Genomic DNA, 23,149 nt, shown 5'->3' with positions numbered 1-23,149 from the left:
TGGGCGGCGTGCCCCCATCCGGAGTGAACCTGCTGTCCCGTTTCCCGGTCGACGACCAGGAGCTGAGCGCCCTGCACGCCCGGGCCTTCGGCGGTGATCCGGCCCGGGTCCAGCCCTGGTCGCAGCGCCTGCAACGGCACGCGCTGACCTGGATCGGCGCGTTCGACGGCGGCCGCCTGACCGGTTTCGTCCAGGTCTGCTGGGACGGCGGCGCGCACGCGTTCGTCCTGGACACCGCCGTCGACCCGGACTGCCAGGGTCGGGGGATCGGCGCCGCGCTGGTCAAGGCGGCCACCGCGGAGGCCCGGGCGGCCGGCTGCGAGTGGCTGCACGTCGACTTCGAGCCGCACCTGGAGCACTTCTACCTGAACCGGTGCGGCTTCCGCCCGACCCCGGCCGGCCTGATCGCCCTGGCGACCGGGAGTTAACGGCGCGCGCCGGCCGACCCGGCTCTGGCATCATGCCGGCTATGGCACCGCACGCCCAGCGAATGACGCGCCCCGACCCGGGGCCCGTCGGCGTGCGCTAACCGCCACCAGCCCCTGTCGTCAGGGGCCGGCCGGAGTCGATCTGCCCCTGCGTTCCCGGAGCAGATCGGAGACCCGTCATGAGCGGTTTCTACGTCACCACCGCCATCCCGTACGTCAACGCCGCACCCCACCTCGGTCACGCGCTGGAGCTGGTGCAGGCGGACGTGCTCGCCCGGCACCGGCGCCTGCGCGGTCAACCGGTCCGCTTCCTGACCGGCACCGACGAGAACGCGCTGAAGAACGTCACCGCCGCCGCCTCGGCCGGGGTGCCGGTCGCCGCGTTCGTGGCCGCCAATGCCGACCGGTTCGCCGGCCTGGCCGGCGCGCTGTCGCTGTCGTTCGACGACTTCATCCGGACCAGCGGCGACCCGCGCCACGCACCCGGGGTGCGGCGGCTGTGGCGGGCGAGCGCCGAACGCGGCGACTTCTACCGGCGCGACTACGCCGGCCGCTACTGCCCGGGCTGCGAGCAGTTCTACGACCCGGCGGAGCTGGCCGGCGGGCGCTGCCCGGAGCACGGCGTCGTCCCGGAGACGGTGACCGAGTCCAACTGGTTCTTCCGGCTCTCCCGCTACGCCGGGGAGGTGCTGGCGGCGCTGGAGTCCGGACGGGTCCGTGTCGAGCCACCCGCCCGGCGCAACGAGGTGCTGTCCTTCGTCCGGGCCGGCCTGACCGACATCAGCGTCTCGCGGCCGGCGGCGCGGGCCGCGGGGTGGGGCATCCCGGTCCCGGACGATCCCGGCCAGGTCGTCTACGTCTGGTGGGACGCCCTCGCGAACTACGTCACCGCCCTGGACGACACCGCGTATCGCACGTGGTGGCTCGACTCCGCGGAACGGGTGCACGTGATCGGCAAGGGCATCGTCCGCTTCCACGCCGTGTACTGGCTGGCGTTGCTGCTCTCGGCGGGCCGGCCGCTGCCCACCGCGATCCTCGTCCACGAGTACCTGACCGTGGACGGCGTCAAGCTGTCCAAGAGCGCCGGTACCGCGGTCGACCCGTACGCGCTGGCCGGCCGCTACGGCGAGGACGCGCTGCGCTGGTGGCTGCTCAGCGACGTCGCGAGCCTGGGCGACACCGACTTCACCGAGCGGCGGCTGCTGACCCGCTACCACCAGGACCTCGCCAACGGCCTGGGCAACCTGGTCAACCGCACGCTGTCGCTGGTCCACCGGTACCGCGACGGCGTGGTCCCGGCCCGGCCCGCCACGACGGACATCGGCCACGAGTTGACCAACGGGTGCGCCGGGCTGCCCGCCACGATCGATCGGGCCCTCGCGGCGTTCGACTTCCGGGCGGCCACCGACGCGATCGGGGCCGTCGTCGCCGCGGCCAACCGCCTGATCGAGGCCGAGCGCCCCTGGGAACCGGCCGGGCGCGAGCGGCTCGACGCCGTCCTCGCCGTCCTGGTCGCGGCCTGCCGCTGCCTGGCCCGTGAACTGACCCCGTTCGTCCCGGCCGGAGCCGCTCGCCTCGCCGCCCAGCTGGGCGACGGCCGGGTGGTCGCCGCCCCGCGGCCGGTCTTCCCGCGGCGGGAGTAGGGCCGGTCAGGCGGCGGCCCGGTCGCGCTCGTCGAGCAGGGCGTCGATCGCCTCCGGCGGCATCGGGCGGGCGAAGTGGAAGCCCTGCGCCTGGCGGTAGCCGAGCTCGTACAACCGCCGTGCCTGCGCCGCCGTCTCCACGCCCTCGGCCACCGTCCGCAGGCCCATCGTCTCGGCGATCCCGGTCAGCGCGATCGCGATCGCCTCCTGCTGCGGCCCGCCGCCGAGCCCGTCGACGAACGACTTGTCGACCTTGATCACGTCGACCGGGCAGGTGCGCAGCAGGCCCAGCGACGAGTGCCCGGTGCCGAAGTCGTCGAGCGCGATGCTGACGCCCAGCGCCGACAGCGCGGTCACGGTGGCCAGCGCGCGGCCGCCGGCGAACACCGCGGTCTCGGTGATCTCGATGGTGAGCTGGGACGCGGGCAGGCCGTGCCGGGCGAGCGCGGCCGCGACCAGGTCCGGCAGGCCCGGGTCGAGCAGCTGCCGCGCGGACACGTTGACCGCGACCGAGCCGAGCGCGCCGGCGCCGTGCCGCCGCCGCCACGCCGCGGCCTGCGCGCACGCCGTGTCGAGGATCCACGCGCCGAGCTCGACGATCAGCCCGGTGTCCTCGGCGACCGGGATGAAGTCGGCCGGGGAGATCACCGTGCCGTCCTTCGACCAGCGGACCAGGGATTCCACGCCGGTCATCCGGCCGTGCGGGAGCTCCACGATCGGCTGGTACAGCAGGTGGAACTCGCCCGCGGTCAGCGCCCGGCGCAGGTCGGCGGCGATCGTCGCCCGACGGCTGAGCCGCTGTTCGAGCGACGCGTCGTAGCGGACCACGCGCCCGCCCGTACCGCCGGCGGCCTCGCGCAACGCGGTCTCGGCCTGCCGGTAGAGATCGTCATCGCCGGAGGCTGTGTCAATTCCGCCGGAGGCGATCCCGACGGAAACCTCCACCAGGACCTCGTGGCCGGCCGCGTCCAGCGGCTCGGCGTTCGCGGCGAGCAGCCGGGCGACCACCTCCGGCGCGAGCCCGGGCAGCAGAAGACCGAATTCATCCCCACCCAGGCGGGCGATCACGGCACGGTCGCCCGCGACAAGACCAAGACGATTTGCGTACGCGATGAGCAACGCGTCCCCGACCGTGGAGCCGAGTCCGTCGTTGACCGCCCGGAACTCCCGCAGGTCGATCAGCACCACGGTGTGCGGCCCGGCCGCGCCGGCCACCGCCGTGGTGAACCACCGGCGGCTGAACAGGCCGGTCAGCTCGTCGTGCATGGCCTGCCGGGCCACCGTGGCGAGCAGGGTGCCGTTCTCGGCGAGCGCCACCGCCTGCCGCGCGACCACGAGCAGCAGGAGCAGGGCGGTCCCGGCCACCTGGACGGTGCTCAGGTGTCCGGTGCGCAGGAAGACCGTGGCGACCAGGACACTGGTCAGCCCGGTCGCGACCAGCGGGATCGCGGTGCCGCGCCGGTGCCCGGGCAGATCCTCGGCCCGCGGGCGGCGATCCCGGGCGGCGGCGAGACCGCGCTGCTGGGCGTGCGCGGCGAGCGCCCCGAACAGGCCGACGAACGGCAGGACCGCGGCGCTGCCGTTGAGGTGCGGCCACGGCTTGAGCAGGGTCATGAAGACCGTGGAGAGCGGCCCGGCCAGCCCGATCGGGGCCAGGAACCACAGCGACGCGCGGGGGACCGGGCTGCGCCGCGCCGTCATGATCTTGACGACGACCACCGCGCCGGCGACCGCGATCGCCATCATCGCGATGTTCAGCCACCACGCGGATGTGCTGACGCCGAACCGGTCCATGAACCAGCCGACGTACTCGGACGCGGCGATGCCGCCGGTCACCGCGACCACGGCGACGTCCAGCACCGCGGTGGTCAGCTGCCGCCACGAGCTGCCGCCACCGGGCAGCCGGAGCAGGCCGGCGATCGCCAGCACCGTGCCGATCACGTAGAGGACCAGGGTGTGGGCGCTGATCGGCGGGATGCCGGTGTTCGGCTTCGTGACGATGTCGACCGTCTGGCTGAGCGTGGCGGCCAGGACGGCGCCCATCGCCACGGAGAGCCGGGCCCAGAACGTACCCAAATCGCGGTTTGCTCTGGGGGTTTGTCTTCCGGTCGTCAGGGCGGCGGCGCGGAACGCGGCGACCGCCATCGCGACGCCGGCCGCCGCCGGGCCCCACACCAGCAGTTTCGGGAAGCCGGTGCGGGTGCCCAGCGCGATCAGCAGCACCTCCGCCACGGCCATGACGACGGCGATCGGTGTGAACCAGCCTCGCCAGCGGGCCACCATTCGCCTCCCTCATCATGGACTTTCCGTCGCATGTCAAGAGATCGGCACGGATGGTTGCGAGTTGAGGGTCTTACGGTTGTGGCGCTGAACGCCCGATTCTGATCAGGGGTGGCGCGGGCCGTGCGGCGGCCAGTCGGGCCGTCCCGGATTGCCCATCGGACCGCCCGGGAATCGGGTCGAGCCGTACCGCTGGACGGTGAGCTGCCAGAGGCCACGGTACGGGCCGCCGGCCCGGTCGCAGTCGAAGCCCATCCATTGGCGCTGCGAGCGGCCGGTGTCGCCGACCCACTGGCAGTCGTGCTGGGACGGGAAGTACCCGATCGTGTCGAAATCGCGCGGCGGTTGCGGTGCGGCGTTCGCCGGGACCGGACCGACCAGCGTGCACAGGCCGATCGCTACCGCAAGAATTTTCGCCCTAGACATTTTCGTCTTCTTCCGTTAATCGGTTTCTGACCGATTCAGTACAGCACGGGTAATGGTCCCGAAAATTCATTACGGAGTTATCTGCCCTGTTCTTTTCGGTGCCGGAATATTGCCGCGGAATGCGGGTAGTTCCGGTTTCCGGGGGTGTTTTCCGCCGCTCGTCCCGCTGTCGCCCCGGTCGTCCCGGTTGCTTGCCCCGGTGCCGCTGCTCGTCTCGCCGCTCGTCCTGGTCGTCTCGCTGCTTGTTTCGCGGCTCGTCGCGGTCGTTTCGCGGCTCGTCCCGGGGAAAGGTGGCCCGGTGTGACGATTCGGGCCGGGCCGGCTCGTCATACCGGTGAACATCCGTGCGACGAGAGGGACAGATCATGCGGTACGCGCTGTTGATGCACTACGCCAAGCCCGCCGGCGGGGAGCTCAGCGAAGAGGTCGTCGCCGAGGCCCGGCACCAGTTCGACGTGTACACCAAGGCGCTGGGCGGCAGCGTCGCACTCGCCATGGTGGAAGCCGAGATAGGCGGACCCGCAGCGGGACTCGCCCGCCTCGACGTCCTGCCGATCGACCGTTTCCAGCCAGGCCTGGCAGCCCAGGCCCACCTGCTCGAACGGTTGGGCCGACACGGTGCAGCCGCCGCCGCATACCGAAACGCCATCGACCTAACCAACGCCTCCGCCGAGCAGAACTACTTAAAGAACCGCCTGACCGACCTCGGCAACTAGGGACCCGCGCCGGTCCTCGCTGGTCCGCGCCGGTCCTCGCTGGTCCTCGCTGGTCCTCGCTGGTCCTCGCTGGTCCTCGCTGGTCCTCGCTGGTCCTCGCTGGTCCTCGCTGGTCCGCGCTGGTCCGCGCTGGTCCGCGCCGGTCCGCGCCGGTCCGGGTCCGGCACGTGCCGGTCCGAGCCCGTTCAGCGCGAGCTGTGCTGCACCGGTGCGCGCCGAGTCGCGCCGGTGCGTGTCGGTCCAGTCCGTGCCATGCCGTGCCGTGCCACGGTGCCGTGCCGCGCCGTGCCCGCCGTGCCGCGCCGTGCCCGCCGTGCCGCGCCGTGCCCGCCGTGCCGCGCCGTGCCCGCCGTGCCGCGCTGGGCCCAGCGCGTGCCGGTCCGCGCCCATTCGGCGCGAGCCGTGCCGTGCCGGTTTCCGGGCTAGCTGGGCCGGTCCGCGCCGTGTCGGTCCGGGTCAGGGGGTGAGCAGATCCGGGAACGCGTTGTTGCCGAACAGCCAGGTCAGACCGAGAAGGACCAGCGAGATCACAACCGAGGTGACGAACGCGAGCCCGAGCCCCCGCCAGCCCCCGAGCCGCTCCGCGGGAATCTCCGGCCGCTCCCACGGAACCTCCCGGAACGCCCAGTACAGCAACCCCAGCCCGAACGGCACCAGCGCGAACAGCCACCACCAGTACCACCGCGTCGCGGTCACCGGCGCCGGCCCGGCCCACAGCACGGCGAGGAAGATCAGCGTGAACAGCAGCCCGATCCCGTTGATCAGAGTGCTCAGGACCAGCACGTTCGTCGAGTGATACGCCATCCCGCGCAGCTGCTCCTGGAAGCCGCGAACGTCGCTGACGTCGGTCCAGTGAGCCCGGCCGTCGGACGTGCGCCACGCGAAGATCGCCGGGTTGGAGGCGTCCGACACCAGGTCCGGCACCGCGAACCACCGGTCCGGTGACTCGTCCCGCCACCGCGAGCCGAAGTCGTACGCGACGACCCGGTGCGCGGCGATGTCCGAGAGCGCCCGCTCGTTCCCGGTCACGCGAGGCGCACCCCACCAGGCGGCGCCCGCGGCGACCAGCCACAGCACCACGAGCACCCATCGCGCGATTCGCCACATGCGCTGACCCTAAACCGAGTGATCAAGCATGAAATCACGCGCCGCCGGGCATCGAGGCAACAACCGAAGGGGAACCTCATGAGCTGGGCACAGACTGTCCGGGACCGCGCCCGGACGACGCTGGCGACCGCCGCCAGCCGCACCGCGCCGCCGCCGTTCACGGCCGGTCCCGAATTCCGCGACGCCACCACGCCCGTCGTGGTCATGAACCAGCCCACCTCCGCCGCCGACGTGCTGCCCCGTGGTGTACGCACGGCCGGTGCCTGGGCGTGGCGGTTCATCCTCTTCGTCGTCGCGGCGTACCTGGTGCTGCGCATCGTCGCGCTGCTGCACATCGTGCTCATCCCGGTGGCCGTCGCCATGCTGCTGGCCGCGCTGTTCCAGCCGCTCAGCGCGAAACTGATGCGCAACGGCATGAAGAAGTCGCTGGCCGCGGGGCTGGTCGAGGTCGCCGCGCTGCTCGTCGTCTTCGGCGGGCTGGGTCTGATCGTCCGCACTTTCATCAGCCAGGTCGACAAGCTCTCCACCCAGGTCGGGGACGGCATCGACGAGGTCCAGCGCTGGCTGGCGAACAGCCCGCTGCACATCACCGACCAGCAGCTCAGCCAGTACATCGACAAGGCGCGGGAGTCGTTCACCGCGAGCCAGGGCGGGATCACCAGCGGCGCCCTGAGCACCGCGACGACCGTGGGCGAGGTGGTCACCGGGTTCTTCCTGGTCCTGTTCACGCTCTTCTTCTTCCTGCGCGACGGCGGTCAGATCTGGGCGTTCCTGTGCCGGCTGCTGCCTCGGGAGGCCCGGGTGCCGACCGCGCGGGCCGGGCACTACTCGTGGCACACGCTGGTGTCGTACGTCCGCGCCACCGTCCTCGTCGCCTTCGTCGATGCTGTCGGTATCGGCATCGGCCTGTTCGCCTTCCGCGTGCCATTGGCGCTGCCGCTGGCCGCTCTGGTCTTCCTCGGCGCGTTCATCCCGGTGGTCGGCGCGGCCATCAGCGGCGTGGTTGCCGTGCTGATCGCGCTGGTGGCCAACGGGCCGGTGACCGCGCTGTGCATCCTCGCCGTCGTGATCGCCGTCCAGCAGTTGGAGGGACACGTCCTCCAGCCGCTGATCATGGGCCGGGCCGTAGCGCTGCACCCGCTCGCCGTGATCCTGGCGATCGCCGCCGGCGTGGTGGTCGCCGGCATCGTCGGCGGCCTGGTCGCCGTGCCGCTGCTCGCCGTGCTCAACACCGCCATCCGCTATCTGGTCCACCACCCGGACGGCGAGCCCACCCCGGACCGCGAACCCCCGGGCACCGAACCGACCGACGACGACGAGGCAAAAGCGGAGGACCAGGCGGAAGACGCCGACCGCCACCTCGACCCGACGAGCCCGCCCCCGGGCGAGACGTCGGTGGCAACCGCTTAGCTCATCCCCGAGGCTCGGCCCGGGCCGCAGGGCATGGGCCGAGCTTCGACCCGACCGCAGGGCGTGGGCCGAGCTTCGACCCGACCGCAGGGCGTGGACCGAGCTTCGAGCCGACTGCAGGGCCTGAGTTGAGGCTCGATCGGCTGCGGGCCTGGGTCGAGCCCCGCCCGGGCCGCTGGGCGTGGGCCGAGATTCCGGCGGGACGAACGAGGGCGGTCCGGGCGCCTTGGCTCATTCCCTAGTTCCCGACGCCGACGGTCGACATCATTGCCGAGGGGTAGCGGTCGCCGCGGGCCGCGCCCTTCGGCACCGCCTTCTCGATCTCTTCTAGATCGGCCGCGGACAGCTTCAGGTCCGCGGCGGGCAGGGCTTCGTTCAACCGCTTCCGGGTACGGGCGCCGACCACCGGCACGATCTCGTCGCCCTGGGCCGCCACCCAGGCGATGGCGAGCTGCGCGACCGTGCAGCCCCGGGTCTCGGCGACCCGGCGCAGCGCCTCGACCAGGGCGAGGTTGTGCTCGGCGTTCTCGCCCTGGAAGCGCGGCATGCGCCCCCGGTTGTCACCGGCCCGGCCGGCCGCGGACGGATCCCAGTGGCCGGAGATCAGGCCGCGGGACAGCACGCCATACGCCGTCATGCCGATCCCGAGCGCCCGCAGCGTCGGCAGCACCTCGGCCTCGACCGCCCGGGAGATCAGTGAATACTCGATCTGGAGGTCGGTGACCGGGTGCACGGCGTGGGCCCGGCGGATCGTCTCCGCGCCGACCTCGGAGAGCCCGACGTGCCGCACGTATCCCGCCTCGATCATCTCCTTGATCGCGCCGACCGTCTCCTCGATCGGCACGGCCGGGTCGAGGCGGGCCGGGCGGTAGATGTCGATGTAGTCGACGCCGAGCCGGGTCATCGAGTGGACCAGGAAATTCTTCACCGCGGTCGGTCGCCCGTCCTGCCCGTTGAAGCCGCCGCCCGGCTGGGTCAGCGCGCCGAACTTGACGCTCAGCAGATAGCTGTCGCGCGGCCGGTCACGCAGCGCCTCGGCGAGCAGCATCTCGTTGTGGCCGGTGCCGTAGTGGTCACCGGTGTCGATCAGGGTGACGCCGGCGTCCAGCGCGGCGTGCACGGTGGCGATGCTCTCGGCGCGATCGTTCGCCCCGTAGACGCCGTTCGTCATGCCCATCGCTCCCAGTCCGAGAGCGGAGACGGCCGGTCCGTTGGTGCCCAGAGTTCGTGTCTGCATGCCGACCACCTTGCTCCGGCAAAGGCCCGGCCGGGAGAGGAGCGCTTATCGTAGGAGCGGCTCTCCCTGTTTGCGGCGCCCGCGGCGAGGCAGCATGGGGGCATGCAGCGTGACCAACTCGCCGACTTCCTCCGCCGGCGCCGTGAGGCGATCCGGCCGTCCGAGGTCGGCATCGCCGACGGCGGTCCCCGCCGCCGCATCCCCGGCCTGCGCCGTGAGGAGGTGGCGAGGCTCGCCGGCATGTCGGTGGACTATGTCGTCCGCTTGGAGCAGGGCCGCAGCAGCCAGCCGTCCACCCAGCTGGTCGCCGCCCTCGCCCGCGCGCTGCGGCTCTCCGACGACGAGCGTGACCACCTGTTCTACCTGGCCGGCCACCAGCCGCCACCCACCGAAGGCGCGGCTCGGCTGGCCCGGGCCGGTCTCGTCCGCATGCTGGACCTGCTCGGCGACACCCCGGCCATGGTCATCTCGGATCTCGGCGAGGTCCTCGCGCAGAATCAGATGTCGATGCTGCTCATCGGCGACCACTCGGTCTTCACCGGCGACCGCCGTTTCATGATCTACCGATGGTTCACCGAGCCGGCGTCACGGGTGATCCATCCGCCCGAGGAGACGGCCCGCCACGCCCGCCAGCTCGTCGCCGACCTGCGCGCGGCGGCCGGCCGCAGGCCCGGCGACCCGGTCGTCGAGCACCTGATCGCCCGGCTGCACCGGGACAGCCGGAGCTTCCAGGAGTGGTGGGAGGGGCACGAGGTCGGTGTGCGGCGCGCCGACCGCAAGACCATGGTCCATCCCCACGTCGGCCCGATCCTGCTGGATTGCGAAACGCTCGTTACACCGGATCTGCGCCAGCAGCTGCTGGTCCTCACCCCGGCCGACGCCGAGGCCCGTCAGCGGCTGGAGCTGGTGCGGGTTCTCGGGACCCAGGACTTCCTGCCCGCATCGATAGAATTAGGAGGTTACGATGATCCTCGTTCCCTTTCACCAAGACGAGATGGTTGAGATCCCGGTCCGGGCGGAGGTCACCGTCGCCCCGGAGTTCCCCGGTGGTGGTGCGTGGCGGCAGGTCGGGGCGCTGTGCGAGGCGACCGCGGCCGCGGTGGCGCCAGTCGTCGCCGCGGGTGGCGTCCCGGTGGTGTTCTCCGGGGACTGTCTGGTCGGCGGCGCGGTGATCGCGGGCGTGCAGCGGGCCGGTGTGGACCCGGCGGTCGTCTGGTTCGACGGGCACGGTGACGTGCAGACGGTGGAGACGAGCACGTCCGGCTACCTGGGTGGGATGTCCCTACGGTTGGCGACCGGGGCGCATCCGGAGCTGTATGCGGATGCGTTCGGGCTGCGGCCGCTGGCACCGGAGCGCGCGATCCTGGTCGACGCACGCGACCTGGATCCGGCGGAGGCGGACTATCTGGCGACCAGCCCCACCGGCCGGATCACGGTCGCCGGGGTGGCCGCGAGCGCCGTGCCCGAGGGCAAACTGGTGCTGCATGTCGACCTCGACGTGATCGACCCCGCTGATCTGCCCGGGCTGAAGTTCCCGGTCCCGGGCGGTCCGTCCGTCGACGAGGTCCTGGCGGCATGTGCGCTGCTCGTGGCGACCGGCCGGGTCGCGGCCGTGCACATCGCCTGCTCCTGGCTGCCGCCCACCGATGAGCAGCAGCGTGCCTACCGCGAGGAGGTGGTCGCCCGCTTCGCCGACCTGGTGTGAGAGCGAGGCCGAGCGTGGGCCATCGGCGTTCCGGCCGAGCAGGTGGCACTGAGCCATGAGCATTGCCGCCGAGCTGGTTTTGCATTGCGCGAGCGTGCGGCGTGGGCGTGCGGCGTGGGGCGCGGGCGTGCGGCGCGGGGCGGGGCGCGGGCCGGCTGTGCTGGTCGGTGGGTCCGCGGCGCGAATCGCCGGGCTGGCTTTTGCTGGTGCGGGCTGGCCGTGGCTGGTTGTGGGATTGCTGTGCTGGTCGTGGCTCTGCGGCGCGGTCGGCAGTTGGGCCGGCTGTTGTTGCCGGGGGCACTGACTCCGTGTGGTCGGCCTCCGTGTGGTCGGCGGGTCAGGCGGGCTTGATGCTGGCCAGGGCTTCGGCCAGGGGGAGGGGATTGATGTAGTCGCGATACGACACGATCAGGCCGGCTCGCACGCGGAAGACGGCGATGATCACCTGCTGGAACGGGGCGCCGGTGGCGACGACCGTGCCGTGGGCCTCGTACTCCACGATGATCACTTCCGGGTCGGTGGTCTCGTGGATCGTCACGTTGCGGTACTCGTCGAACCGGATGAAGCCCTTGGCCGCCTGGGTCAGGAATCGGCGGATCTCCTCGCGCCCCTGGAGTCTGCCGGGGACGCCGGCCGGGCGGTATGGCCATTCGATGTATCCGTCGGGTGCCATCAACTCCACGACTGTGTCGACATCGGATTCGCGGCCCGCGGCCAGCATCCGTTCGACGGTCTCCCGTGCGGAACTCATTCAACGACCTCCCGTGCGGGTATTCATTCAACGACCGTAGAACGCATGGCCGGCTCATTCAACATCCGTAGAATGAAAAGGTGACACCGACCCGGGCGGAACAGCGCCGCCAGACCGAGGCCCGCATCCTCGCCGCCGCCCGCCAGATGTTCGCCGACCTGGGCTTCGACCGCACCACGATCCGTGCGGTGGCCAAGGTGGCCGCCGTCGATGCCGGACTGGTCATGCACTATTTCGGCTCGAAGAACGAGCTGTTCGCGCGAGCCGCCGAGCTCCCCACGACCCAGCTCGGTCCAGACGCACCTGATCAAGCGACCCAGCTGGGTGCCGGCCGACCTGATCAAGCGATCCAGCTGGGTGCCGGCGCACCTGATCAAGCGGCCGAGCTCGGTCCCGGCGCGCCCGGTCAAGCGACCCAGCTCGGTGCCGGCACGCCCGGTCAGGCAGCCGCGATCGGCGCCGGCAGACCGGATCAGGCCGCCGAGTTCGGGATCAGGACGCCGGACCAGGTGGCCGAGGCGCTGCTCGACTCGCTGGCCACGCGCCTGGAGGCCGAGCCGACCGCCTCCCTCGCCGTGCTCCGCTCGATGCTCACCAACGCGGACGCCGCCGCCCGCTACCGCACCGCCGGCGAGTCCCAGGTCGCCCAGCTCACCGCCGCGCTCCCGGTCGCCGACGCCGACCTGCGCGCGAATCTGCTCAGCGCGATCATCCACGGAGTGATCGTCGAGCGTTACCTGCTCCGGTTCGGCCGGCTCGCGGACGCCTCGCCGGAGCAGATCATCGACCTGCTCCGCCCGTGCTTCCAGGCCCTGGTCGTCCCGCCGGAGTCATGAGCCGGCGGCGACCGACCCGCCATCGACCTGGCGGGTCCAGACACGGCACCGACCGGCACCGACCGGCACCGACCGCCACCGACCGCCACCGACCGGTATAGGCCAGTGACAGTCCACGCCGGCCGATCGTAAACGGCGCGGTGCCTAAATCGGCGCGACGATCCGCAGCGCGGCCGCGGCCACCGTGTCGCGCAGCACCTCGGCCGGCGGCAGGCCGGGCAGGTCGCGGCGCATCCCGATCACGCTCTCGACCAGGCCGAACACCAGGTCGCCGGTAACGTCCGCACCGGTCAGGCGACGGTACGCGGCACGCAGCTCGTCACGCTCGCGGCGGAACCGGGCGAACGGCTCGGCGGCGATCTCCGGCAACGCGTACAGAATCCCGATGTTCCACCGCGCGGACAGCAGCACCCCGACGTCGAAGCGGACCAGCGACCGCAGCGCGTCCGGCGGGCTCAGCTCGCCGAGCGAGGCCGCGTGCTCCAACGACGGCCGGACCGTCGCCTCCAGGAGCTCGGCGAGGATCTGCTCCTTGGTGTCGAAGTGATAGTAGAGCGACGCCTGCCGGATCCCGACCCGCTCGGCGATCAGCCGGGTCGACGTCGCCGCGTAGCCACGCTGGGCGAACAGCTCGGCGGCGGCGTCGAGGATCTCCTCGCGGGCGGTGGCAGCGGGTAGTCGCCGCGCGCCGGAGCGCGGGCGGCCGACCGAGGGGGCGGTACTCACGCCTGAATGGTGCCACGCCCGCCGGGGACGGCCGCGGCGTAACGCCACCGACACAGCCGGCAACCCAACGTTTACGCCGGAGAAACCGCTGTCGATGCCGGTCACCGGAATCTGTCAACTGACAGAAATTGGAGGCGGCGTGGTCGAGCCGCCTGTCGATAGGAGGCTGCCATGTCCGTAACCTCTGCCCCGCCCGACACCGACAGCGCGGATCTCCGCGGCTTCGGCTACGAGCCGCAACTGCGCCGCAGCATCGGCAGCTACGCGAGCTTCGCCGCCGGATTCTCCTTCGTCTCGATCCTGACCACGGTCTTCCAGCTCTTCGCGTTCGGCTTCTCGTTCGGCGGGCCGGCCTTCTTCTGGACCTGGCCGCTGGTCTTCGCCGGCCAGTTCATGGTCGCGCTCACCTTCGCCGAGCTGGCCGCCCGCTACCCGATCTCCGGCTGCATCTACCAGTGGTCGCGCCGCCTCGCGAACGCCACCGTCGGCTGGTTCGCCGGCTGGGTCATGATCATCGCGCAGATCGCCACGGTCGCCGCCGCCGCGATCGCCCTGCAGGTCGTCCTGCCCTCGATCTGGTCGGGATTCCAGCTGGTCGGCGGCGACCCGGCGCTCACCTCGACCACCGGAGCGACCAACGCGGTCATCCTCGGCTCGATCCTGATCGCGATAACCACAATCATCAACATCATTGGCGTACGCCTGATGTCCGTCGTCAACAGCATCGGCGTCACCCTCGAGATCATCGGGGTGGCGGCGGTGGTCGTGCTGCTGCTCACGCACGCCGAGCGTGGACCGGGCGTCGTCTTCGACACCGGCGGGACCGGCTCGGGTCTCGGCTACGTCGGGCCGTTCCTGGTGTCGGCGCTGATGGCGGCGTACGTCGTCGTCGGTTTCGATTCTGCCGGTGAATTGAGCGAGGAGACCCGGGACCCGCGGCACACCGCACCCCGGACCATCCTGCGGGCGCTCGCCGCGGCCGGGATCGGCGGCGGCCTGATGCTGATCGCCGCGCTGATGGCCGCGCCCAGCCTGACCGACGGCCGCCTCGCCACCGAGGGCCTGCCCTACGTGCTGACCAGCCGACTCGGCGAGACCGGTGGCCGGATCCTGCTGGTCGACGTGGCGATCGCGATCGCGGTCTGCACTCTGGCCATCCAGACCGCCGGCAGCCGGATGGTCTTCTCGATGGCCCGCGACAATGTTCTTCCGTTCTCCGCGGCGCTGCGAAAGGTTTCGCCGCGGACCGGCGCCCCGGTGTTGCCGGCGATCGTCGTCGGGGTCGGCGCGGCCGGGGTGCTGCTGGTCAACATCGGGCAGCCGGCGCTTTTCACCGCGATCACCAGCGTCTGCATCGTGATGCTGTACATCGCCTACGCACTGGTCACGATCCCGCTGCTGGTCCGCCGGTTGAAGGGGTGGCCGGGCGTCTCGGCGGAGACCACCGAACGTGGTGGGAAACTTTTCTCCCTGGGGAAGTTCGGCCTGGTCGTGAACGTGCTGGCGGTCGTCTACGGGATCGGGATGATCCTCAACCTGGGGTGGCCGCGTTCCGAGGTCTACGACCCGGCCGGGGCGCACTGGTACCTGCACTACTTCTCGTTGCTCTTCGTCGGTGGGGCGCTGATCGCCGGGGGACTCGCGTACCTGCGCTTCCGCACCCGCGTGATGTCGCTGCACCTGCCGCTTCCTGGATCGGCCCCCGCCGATGCCCCGGTCGGCCCGGTCGCCCAGGTCGCGCCGGTTGCCGCAGCCGAGTCGGTCGCGGTGGTTGCCGGAGCGGAGCCGGTCGCGGTGGTTGCCGGAGCGGAGCCGGTCGCGGTGGTTGCCGGAGCGGAGCCGGTCGCGGTGGTTGCCGGAGCGGAGCCGGTCGCGGTGGTTGCCGGAGCGGAGCCGGTTGCCGCAACCACGCCGGTTGCGCCGGTTGCGGTCGTCGCCGAGGAGCCCGCGTGAGCACGGCGACCACCGCGGGGGCCCGCGAGCACGCCCGCGCCCAGGGCGGCACGATCGTCGAGCACATGCCGACGGTGCCGGCTTCCCCCGGTCTGACCTGGGAGGAAACCATTCCCGGCGGAGGCTACGCGAGTAGGCGCCTGGCCCGCGGCACGACACTGCAGATCACCGACCAGTACGGCGACGGCTGCGTCTCGGTGGTGCTTTTCAACGCGGACGAGCCGTGGGAACGGTTGAACATCGCCGACACCGTGAAGGTGCTCTGGCAAGCCTATGTCGGCGAGGGGCACCTGCTCCTCTCCGACCAGGGCCGGGTCCTCGCCTCGGTGCTCGCCGGGGCGGGGGACCGCTCGGACACCTTCTGCGGAACGTCCACTCTGCTCAGCAACACCGAACGCTACGGCGACGGCACCCCGCACGGACCCACCCCGGCCGGAAGGGAACTTTTCACCCTCGCCGCCGCCAAGCACGGCCTGACCCGCCGCGACATTCCGCCGAATATTTCCTTCTTCCAGGGCGTCCGGGTCGGCGACGACGGCGGGTTCACCTGGCTGGGCTCGGCGGGCGCGGGCGGCGTCGTGGAGTTGCGGGCAGAGATGCCGGTGACGGTCCTGCTCGCCAACGTGCCGCATCCGCTCGACCCGCGGGAGGAGTACACCTGCTCCGCGGTACGGCTGAAGGCCTGGCCCGGCCCGCCCACCGCACCCACCGACGCGCTCTGGACCCGCTCGCCGGAGGGCGAGCGCGCCTTCCTCAACACCGCCGACTACTTGACCGCCCGGGGGCTCACATGACAACCGTCCTCGACCAGACCGGCTCCCTGAGCGTCCGGAGGCTCGCGTGACGACCTTCCTCGACCACCCCGCCCACCTGAGCGCCCGGAGGTTCGCGTGACGACCGTTCTCGCTCAGACCGCCCACTTGAGCGGCCGGGGGCTCGCGAGGACTGATCTCGGTCAGACCGCCCACCTGAGCGGCGGGAGTCTCGCATGACGACCGTCCTCGATCAGACCGTCGCCGCGCGGGCGCCGTGGTCCGCGGTTGTGAAGGCGGGCCAGACGCTGACCATCGTCGACCTCAAGGGCAACCAGGCCGTCGACTGCCTGCTCTACAACGCGGACGACACCGCCGAGCGGTACTCCGCGCCGGACACCGTCGCGGCGCAGAAAAATATCTTCCTCACCACCGGGACCGTACTGCGGTCCAGCGAGGGCCGGCCGCTGATGACCGTCGTCGCCGACGAGGTCGGCCGACACGACACGGTCGGCGGAGCGTGCAGCCGGGAGTCGAACACGCTGCGCTACGGGCACCACACCAAGCACCAGCACGCCTGCGTAGAAAATTTCCTTCTCGAAGGCAGCCGCTGGGGCCTGGGCAAACGCGACCTGGTCTCGAACATCAACTGGTACATGAACGTCCCGGTCGACCCGGACGGCAGCCTCGGCATCGTCGACGGAATCTCCGCCGCCGGCCTCTCGGTCTCCCTGCGCGCCGAGATGGACGTCCTGGTCCTGATCTCCAACTGCCCCCAGATCAACAACCCGTGCAACGGCTTCGACCCCACCCCAGTCCAAATGCGCATAACCACTTGAGCCGCCCCGGCCACCTCACCTCCCGTCACCTGACCCGCGCAACCGACCCCCACGCCAGCCCGTCGCCGGTCCCACCCACGCCTGACCTGCCGCAACCGACCCAACGCCAGACCGTCGCCGGTCCCACCTACGCCTGACCTGCCGCAACCGACCCAACGCCAGCCCGTCGCCGGTCCCACCTACGCCTGACCTGCCGCAACCGACCCAACGCCAGCCCGTCGCCGGTCCCACCCACGCCTGACCTGCCGCAACCGACCCAACGCCAGACCGTCGCCGGTCCCACCCACGCCGCCGACCGCCGACTGGCACTGACGGGTGCTCCCGGCTCCGGATTCGGCCCTCAGCACCAGCCGTCGATCTCCCGCGAGGCCGCTGCCGGTGCCTGCGTGCCGGGCCCGCCGGGTGTCGGGTGGCGTTGACGGCTGTTTCCGGAGCCGGGAGCAGCCGTCAGGGCCAGCCGGATGCCGTACCTCAACGGAAGGGCCGCTCCCATGTTCGACACCCTGCTTGTCGCGAACCGCGGCGAGATTGCCTGCCGGATCATCCGCACCGCCTCGCGGATGGGCCTGAAGACCGTGGCCGTCTACTCCGACGCCGACCGGGCCGCGCCGCACGTCCGGATGGCCGACCTGGCCGTCCGGCTCGGCCCGGCGCCGGCCCGCGAAAGTTATCTCCTCACCGACCGGGTACTCGACGCGGCGCTTTCCACCGGTGCCGGCGCCGTGCACCCGGGATATGGGTTTCTTTCCGAGGACGCCGGTTTCGCGACGAAGGTTTCCGCCGCGGGCCTGATGTTCGTCGGGCCGACGCCGGAGCAGCTCACCGCGTTCGGCGCCAAGCACACCGCGCGGGACCTGGCCCGTCAGGCCGGCGTGCCGATGATCGAGGGGACCGGGCTGCTGTCCGGAATCGATCAGGCGTTGGTCGAGGCCGAGCGGATCGGTTACCCGGTCATGCTCAAGGCGACCGGCGGGGGCGGCGGCATCGGCATGCAAGCGTGCCAGAACCCCGAGGACCTCGTGGAGGCATACGGCCGGGTCGAGCGCCTCGCTGTCGCCAACTTCGGCAGCGGCGGGGTCTTCCTGGAACGGTTCGTCCAGCGGGCGCGGCACGTCGAGGTACAGGTGTTCGGCGACGGGCTGGGCCGGGTGGTCGCGCTCGGGGACCGGGACTGCAGCCTGCAACGGCGCAATCAGAAGGTGATCGAGGAAGCGCCGGCCCCCGGACTGCCGGACGCCGTGCGGGCCCGCCTGCAGGAGTCGGCGGTGGCGTTGTGCGCGTCGGTGAACTACCGGTCGGCGGGCACAGTGGAATTTGTCTACGACGCCACCCGGGAAGAAATCTCCTTCCTCGAGGTCAATACGCGTCTGCAGGTGGAGCACCCGGTCACGGAGGAAATTTTCGGCATCGACCTGGTGGAGTGGATGCTGCGACTCGCGCAGGGCGACGCCGGTTTCCTGGATACGCCACTGCAGGCGGCCGGCGCCGCGGTCGAAGCGCGCGTCTACGCGGAGGATCCCACCCAGGGCTACCGGCCGAGCGCGGGACTGATCACCAACGTGCGGTTCCCGGACGAGGTGCAGGCGAAGGTGCGGGTGCAGGCGCCAGACCGGGTGCCGACGGTAAAGGAAACCTCCGCCGTCCTCGATGGGGCGCGGGTGGACAGGGCAGAGGCGGCCGCGAAGGAAGTTTTCGCCGCTCTGGATGCAGATTGCGTGGGCAGGGCAGGGGCGGCCGCGAAGGAAGTTTTCGCCGCTCGGGATGCAGATTGCGTGGGCGGGGCAGAGGCGGCCGGGAAGGAAATTTTTGCCACGTCGGGTTCGGTGCGGGTTGATGGGTGGGTGGCGGCTGGGACGGAAGTTTCCACCGCTTATGACCCGATGTTGGCGAAGGTAATTGTTTTTGCGGCGACTCGTGAACTTGCGTACGCGAAGATGTTGGAGGTTTTGCGGGAGACCCGGGTTGATGGGATCGAGACCAATCTCGGGCTGCTGCGGGCTGCGGTTATCGAGCCGCAGGTTCTTTCCGCTACGCACTCGACGGCGACGCTTTCCACCGTGGTTGACGAGGAGCCGCGGGTTGTTGTGGAGCGGGCCGGGACGCTGACCACGGTGCAGGACTGGCCTGGGCGGATCGGGTTGTGGGAGGTCGGGGTTCCGCCGTCCGGGCCGATGGATGACCTTTCGTTCCGGCTAGGGAACAAGGCGCTCGGGAACGATGAAGGTGCGCCCGGGCTGGAGTGCACGGTGGACGGGCCGGCGCTTCGGTTCAGTGCCGCTACCACGATCTGCGTGACCGGGGCGGCGGCGCCGGTGACCGTCGATGGGGCTCGGGTGCCGCGGTGGGAAGCCGTCACCGTTCCGGCCGGCTCGGTGCTCGACGTGGGGCGGGTCGGGGACGGTGGGCTGCGGGTCTACGTGCTGTTTGCCGGGGGACTCGATGTTCCGCGGTATCTGGGGAGTGCGGCGACGTTCACGCTCGGGCAGTTCGGTGGGCACGGTGGGCGGGCGCTCCGGATCGGCGACGTGCTCCGGACCGGTTCCGGCCGGGCTGGCGACGAGCTTTTGACCAGGTCAGACCAGGTCGGTGGTGTGCTGCCGACCGGAGCCGGGCGGGATGGTGGCGTGGGGCGGGCCGGCTCCGGCGTGGTCGGTGGTGTGCTGCCGCCGGGGCCTCGGCGGGGTGGCGGCGTGGGGCGGGCTGGCTTCGGCGGGGGCGATGGTGTGCTGCCGACGAGGGCTGGGCGGGATGGCAAGGCGAGGCGGGCCGGCTCCGGCGGGGGTGGTGGTGGGCTGGTGGCTGGTTCCGGGCGGGGTGGCGGCGTGGGATGGGCCGGCTCCGGCGGGGGTGGTGCTGGGGGGTGGGACGGTGCCGGCGGGGTGGTGCCGGTGGGGGAGCGGCCGGTGATTCGGCGGGAGTGGCGGATCAGGGTTACCGAGGGGCCGCATGCGGCGCCGGAATTTTTCACCCGGGAGGACGTCGACGCGTTCTACGCCGCCACCTGGGAGGTGCACTTCAACTCGGCGCGGACCGGGGTGCGGCTGGTCGGGCCGAAGCCGCGGTGGGCGCGGACCGACGGCGGTGAGGCCGGGCTGCATCCGTCGAACATTCATGACACGCCCTACTCGGTCGGGGCGGTCGACTTCACCGGGGACGTGCCGATCCTGCTCGGGCCGGACGGTCCCAGCCTGGGCGGGTTCGTCTGCCCGGCAACGGTGATCACGGCCGAGCGGTGGAAGCTGGGGCAGCTCAGCCCGGGGGACACGGTCACGTTCGTACCCGTCAATGATCTTGATTTTGGGCCTTTGAAGAAAACTTCCGACGACGGGATCCTGGCGCGGGACGAGGACGTCACCTACCGGCGGTCCGGGGATGACAATCTGCTCGTCGAGTTCGGGCCGATGACGCTCGACCTCGGGCTGCGGATGCGCGGGCACGCGCTGATGGACCGGCTCCGCGCGGAGGGGCTGACCGGCGTCGTGGACCTGACGCCGGGGATCCGGTCGCTGCAGATCCACGTCGACCCCGCGGTGCTGCCGGTGCGGAAACTCCTGGACGTGGTCCGGTCCCTCGAACTGCCCGCGACCGAGGACCTCGAAGTGCCCAGCCGGGTCGTGCACCTGCCGCTGAGCTGGGACGACCCGGCGACCCGGGAGGCGATCGCGCGGTACATGGCCGGGGTCCGCGACGACGCGCCCTGGTGTCCGTGGAACATCGAGTTCATCCGGCGGGTCAACGGGCTGGACAGCGTCGACGACGTCTACCGGACCGTGTTCGACGCCAGTTACCTGGTGCTCGGGCTCGGTGACGTCTACCTCGGCGCGCCGGTCGCGACCCCGCTCGACCCGCGGCACCGGCTGGTCACCACCAAGTACAACCCGGCGCGCACCTGGACGCCGGAGAACGCGGTCGGGATCGGCGGCGCGTACCTCTGCGTCTACGGCATGGAGGGGCCCGGCGGCTACCAGTTCGTCGGGCGGACCGTGCAGGTCTGGAACCGGTGGGCGCGGCAGGGAACGCCCTGGCTGCTGCGACACTTCGACCGGATCCAGTGGTACCCGGTCGGCGCCGAGGAACTGCTCGACCTGCGCGCCGACGTGGCCGCCGGCCGGCACCGGTTCCGGATCGACGAAGGAACTTTCCGCCTCGCCGAGTACCAGGCGTTCCTGGACGACAACGCCGACTCGATCGCGTCCTTCCGCGCCAAGCAGGCGGCGGCGTTCGGGGACGAGCGCGCGGCATGGGCGGCTGCCGGGGAGTTCGATCCGCGGCCCGAACCGCCGGCGCCGGTCGCCGTCGGCGAGGTCGCCGTGCCGGCCGGCGGCACCCTGGTCGAGGCGCCGTTCGTGTCCAGCGTGTGGCGGGTCGACGTGCGGCCCGGGGACGTCGTCGTCGCCGGTCAGCCGCTGCTCGCGCTGGAGGCGATGAAGCTCGAGACGGTCGTCGCCGCACCCCGCGGCGGGATCGTCGCGGATGTTCTGGTCACGCCCGGAGCGCAGGTCGCGCCCGGCAACCCGTTGGTGGTAATCGTGGGAGAGGAGTCCTGATGACGCCGGTGGACCGGGTTCGGGCCGCGTTCGACCAGCTCGCGCTGGGGGAACGGCCGGAGGCGTGGATCTCGTTGCGGGACCGCGCGGCGGTGCTCGCGGAGGCGGTCGCGCTCGAGGACCGGCTGGCCGCCGGGGCGGACCTGCCGCTCGCCGGGAAACTCCTGGCCGTCAAGGACAACGTCGACGTGGCCGGGCTGCCGACGACGGCCGGGTGCCCGTCGTTCGCGTACCGGCCCGCGGTCAGCGCGCCGGCCGTGCAGCGCCTCGTCGACGCCGGGGCGATCGTGATCGGGAAGACCAATCTGGATCAGTTCGCCACCGGGCTGGTCGGGACCCGCAGCCCGTACGGGGCGGTGCGGGACGTCCGGGATCCGGACCGCGTCTCCGGCGGGTCGAGCTCCGGGTCGGCGGTGGTGGTCGCGCTCGGGATCGTGGACCTGGCGATCGGCACCGACACCGCCGGATCCGGGCGGGTGCCGGCGGCGTTCCAGCAGATCGTCGGGGTCAAGCCGACGCTCGGGCTGGTGCCGACCGCGGGGGTGGTGCCGGCCTGCCGGAGCCTCGACTGCGTGACGATCTTCGCGCGGACCCTCCCGGAGGGCCGCGAGGCGATCGCGATCATGAGCGATCCGGTGTACCCGGCCGACGCGCCGCTCGCCGCGCCACCGCGGCCGGTCGTCGCCGTGCCCACCGAGCTGCCCGGGATGTCGCCGGAATGGGTCACGGCCTTCGAACGGGCCGCGAAATCCCTGGAGGCGGCCGGGGCGCGGCTGCGGCCGATCCGCCTGGAGCCTTTCCTCGAGGCCGCCAAGCTGCTGTACGAGGGTGGGTTCGTCGCCGAGCGGTACGCGGCCGTGGGCGCGTTCGTCGACACGGCGCCGGGCGACGTGGACCCGACGGTCGGCGCGATCATCGGCAAGGCCCGGGACATCCCGGCGCACGTGCTCGTCACCGACACCGAACGGCTGGCGGAGCTGCGGCGGGCGGCGATGGCGGAGTGGGGGGACGCGGACGCGCTGCTGCTGCCGACCGCGCCGGTCCACCCGACGATCGCCGAGGTCCGGGCGGATCCGATCGGGGTGAACGCGCTGGTCGGGACGTACACCAACTTCTGCAACCTGTTCGGGCTGGCCGCGGTCGCGGTGCCGGCGCCGGGGATCGGGGTGCAGGTGGTCACCCGCGGCTTCGCGGACGCGGTCGCCGCCGACATCGCGGCGCTGATCGTCGGGGAGCCGCCCGCGCCGGCGCCGGTCCGCGGGCTGCCGCTGCTGGTGGTGGGGGCGCACCTCGCCGGGCAGCCGCTCAACCATCAGCTCACCTCGGTGGGGGCGCGGCTGGTCGGGGCGGTCCGGACCGCGCCGGAGTACCGGCTGTACGCGTTGCCGGCCGGCAAACCCGGATTGGTCCGGGTCCTCGCCGGTGGCGCCGCGATCGACGGGGAGGTGTGGGACGTGCCGCCGGCGGCGCTCGGGCCGTTCCTGGCGGGGCTGCCCGAGCCGATGGCGCTCGGGAAGGTCCGGCTCGCCGACGGGAGCTCGGTGACCGGGTTCCTCTGTGAGCCGGTCGCGATGGACGGCGCCCCGGACATCACCGGGCACGGGGGCTGGCTGGCCTATCTGTCGTCGGCGGCGGACTGATGCGGAGGATCACGCTGCTCGCGCCGCGGTATGTGCTCGGGGACCTGTTGCTGACGAGGATTCAGCGGCTGGCGGTCGCCGTCCGGCGGCTGGTCCGGCGGCGGCACTGATCCGCCGGCACGCGGTGGATGGTTTCGCCGAGGTGGAGGCGGC

At 71.7% G+C, this 23,149-nt stretch carries 18 protein-coding genes; 12 read left to right on the top strand and 6 right to left on the bottom strand.

Annotated elements, in window-relative coordinates; all coding sequences use genetic code 11:
• Window positions 1–8: 8 nt before the first annotated feature.
• Both L3i22_RS29565 and metG read left to right on the top strand, forming a co-directional pair.
• Window positions 9–428 carry a GNAT family N-acetyltransferase gene (locus tag L3i22_RS29565; protein ID WP_255657250.1) on the top strand — a complete coding sequence of 140 codons (420 nt, stop codon included), beginning with the start codon at window positions 9–11 and terminating at the stop codon, window positions 426–428.
• 179 nt (window positions 429–607) lie between these two features.
• Complete coding sequence (metG, locus tag L3i22_RS29560; RefSeq protein ID WP_221320796.1) at window positions 608–2,071, top strand: methionine--tRNA ligase; 1,464 nt, start codon at window positions 608–610, stop codon at window positions 2,069–2,071.
• Window positions 2,072–2,077: 6 nt separating this feature from the next.
• Here the strand turns inward: metG and L3i22_RS29555 are convergent, their stop codons facing one another.
• Complete coding sequence (locus L3i22_RS29555; RefSeq protein ID WP_221320795.1) at window positions 2,078–4,354, bottom strand: bifunctional diguanylate cyclase/phosphodiesterase; 2,277 nt, start codon at window positions 4,352–4,354, stop codon at window positions 2,078–2,080.
• 102 nt (window positions 4,355–4,456) lie between these two features.
• Window positions 4,457–4,777 carry a hypothetical protein gene (locus L3i22_RS29550; RefSeq protein ID WP_221320794.1) on the bottom strand — a complete coding sequence of 107 codons (321 nt, stop codon included), beginning with the start codon at window positions 4,775–4,777 and terminating at the stop codon, window positions 4,457–4,459.
• Between the two features lie 365 nt (window positions 4,778–5,142).
• Between L3i22_RS29550 and L3i22_RS29545 the strand changes: the two genes are divergently transcribed.
• Window positions 5,143–5,493 carry a hypothetical protein gene (locus tag L3i22_RS29545; protein WP_221320793.1) on the top strand — a complete coding sequence of 117 codons (351 nt, stop codon included), beginning with the start codon at window positions 5,143–5,145 and terminating at the stop codon, window positions 5,491–5,493.
• A 456-nt stretch (window positions 5,494–5,949) separates the two neighbouring features.
• Here L3i22_RS29545 and L3i22_RS29540 read toward each other — a convergent pair whose 3' ends face one another.
• Window positions 5,950–6,600: a hypothetical protein gene (locus L3i22_RS29540; RefSeq protein WP_221320792.1), complete on the bottom strand. Its 651-nt coding sequence runs from the start codon at window positions 6,598–6,600 to the stop codon at window positions 5,950–5,952.
• A gap of 78 nt (window positions 6,601–6,678) precedes the next feature.
• On the opposite strand from L3i22_RS29540, the gene L3i22_RS29535 reads away from it, so the two are divergent.
• A complete protein-coding gene (locus L3i22_RS29535) occupies window positions 6,679–8,010 on the top strand; it encodes an AI-2E family transporter (RefSeq protein WP_221320791.1) in 1,332 nt (443 codons plus the stop codon).
• Between the two features lie 238 nt (window positions 8,011–8,248).
• Here L3i22_RS29535 and L3i22_RS29530 read toward each other — a convergent pair whose 3' ends face one another.
• The gene (locus L3i22_RS29530; protein ID WP_221320790.1) at window positions 8,249–9,247 is read right to left on the bottom strand and encodes an aldo/keto reductase; all 999 of its coding nucleotides are present in this window, start codon (window positions 9,245–9,247) and stop codon (window positions 8,249–8,251) included.
• Between the two features lie 102 nt (window positions 9,248–9,349).
• Here L3i22_RS29530 and L3i22_RS29525 point away from each other — a divergent pair, with 102 nt between their 5' ends.
• Window positions 9,350–10,249 carry a helix-turn-helix transcriptional regulator gene (locus L3i22_RS29525; RefSeq protein WP_221320789.1) on the top strand — a complete coding sequence of 300 codons (900 nt, stop codon included), beginning with the start codon at window positions 9,350–9,352 and terminating at the stop codon, window positions 10,247–10,249.
• The gene (locus L3i22_RS29520) at window positions 10,242–10,952 is read left to right on the top strand and encodes an arginase family protein (protein WP_255657249.1); all 711 of its coding nucleotides are present in this window, start codon (window positions 10,242–10,244) and stop codon (window positions 10,950–10,952) included. Before L3i22_RS29525 ends, L3i22_RS29520 begins: the two co-directional genes overlap by 8 nt.
• 337 nt (window positions 10,953–11,289) lie before the next feature.
• On the opposite strand, the gene L3i22_RS29515 is transcribed toward L3i22_RS29520, so the two are convergent.
• Window positions 11,290–11,703, bottom strand: a complete 414-nt coding sequence (locus tag L3i22_RS29515; RefSeq protein ID WP_221320787.1) for a nuclear transport factor 2 family protein — start codon at window positions 11,701–11,703, stop codon at window positions 11,290–11,292.
• 80 nt (window positions 11,704–11,783) lie between these two features.
• Here L3i22_RS29515 and L3i22_RS29510 point away from each other — a divergent pair, with 80 nt between their 5' ends.
• Window positions 11,784–12,539 (top strand): TetR/AcrR family transcriptional regulator, encoded by a 756-nt coding sequence (locus L3i22_RS29510; RefSeq protein ID WP_255657248.1) that lies wholly within the window; start codon window positions 11,784–11,786, stop codon window positions 12,537–12,539.
• 144 nt (window positions 12,540–12,683) lie between these two features.
• Here the strand turns inward: L3i22_RS29510 and L3i22_RS29505 are convergent, their stop codons facing one another.
• A complete protein-coding gene (locus L3i22_RS29505) occupies window positions 12,684–13,265 on the bottom strand; it encodes a TetR/AcrR family transcriptional regulator (protein WP_221320786.1) in 582 nt (193 codons plus the stop codon).
• Window positions 13,266–13,436: 171 nt separating this feature from the next.
• On the opposite strand from L3i22_RS29505, the gene L3i22_RS29500 reads away from it, so the two are divergent.
• The 5 genes from L3i22_RS29500 (at window position 13,437) to atzF (ending at window position 22,996) form a co-directional block, all read left to right on the top strand.
• Window positions 13,437–15,218 carry an amino acid permease gene (locus L3i22_RS29500; protein ID WP_255657247.1) on the top strand — a complete coding sequence of 594 codons (1,782 nt, stop codon included), beginning with the start codon at window positions 13,437–13,439 and terminating at the stop codon, window positions 15,216–15,218.
• Window positions 15,215–16,012: an urea amidolyase associated protein UAAP1 gene (locus L3i22_RS29495; RefSeq protein ID WP_221320785.1), complete on the top strand. Its 798-nt coding sequence runs from the start codon at window positions 15,215–15,217 to the stop codon at window positions 16,010–16,012. The genes L3i22_RS29500 and L3i22_RS29495 overlap by 4 nt, the downstream gene beginning before the upstream one ends.
• Window positions 16,013–16,206: 194 nt before the next feature.
• Window positions 16,207–16,809 (top strand): urea amidolyase associated protein UAAP2, encoded by a 603-nt coding sequence (locus L3i22_RS29490; RefSeq protein ID WP_221320784.1) that lies wholly within the window; start codon window positions 16,207–16,209, stop codon window positions 16,807–16,809.
• Between the two features lie 491 nt (window positions 16,810–17,300).
• Window positions 17,301–21,356 carry a biotin carboxylase N-terminal domain-containing protein gene (locus L3i22_RS53770; protein ID WP_255657246.1) on the top strand — a complete coding sequence of 1,352 codons (4,056 nt, stop codon included), beginning with the start codon at window positions 17,301–17,303 and terminating at the stop codon, window positions 21,354–21,356.
• Window positions 21,356–22,996: an allophanate hydrolase gene (gene atzF, locus L3i22_RS29470; protein ID WP_221320783.1), complete on the top strand. Its 1,641-nt coding sequence runs from the start codon at window positions 21,356–21,358 to the stop codon at window positions 22,994–22,996. The genes L3i22_RS53770 and atzF overlap by 1 nt, the downstream gene beginning before the upstream one ends.
• Window positions 22,997–23,149 lie beyond the last annotated feature (153 nt).

Origin of the sequence: Actinoplanes sp. L3-i22 (assembly GCF_019704555.1) — a bacterium.
GTDB lineage: Bacteria > Actinomycetota > Actinomycetes > Mycobacteriales > Micromonosporaceae > Actinoplanes.
The sequence above is the reverse complement of the archived record's forward strand: the minus strand, read 5'-3'. Positions and strand labels throughout refer to the sequence as shown.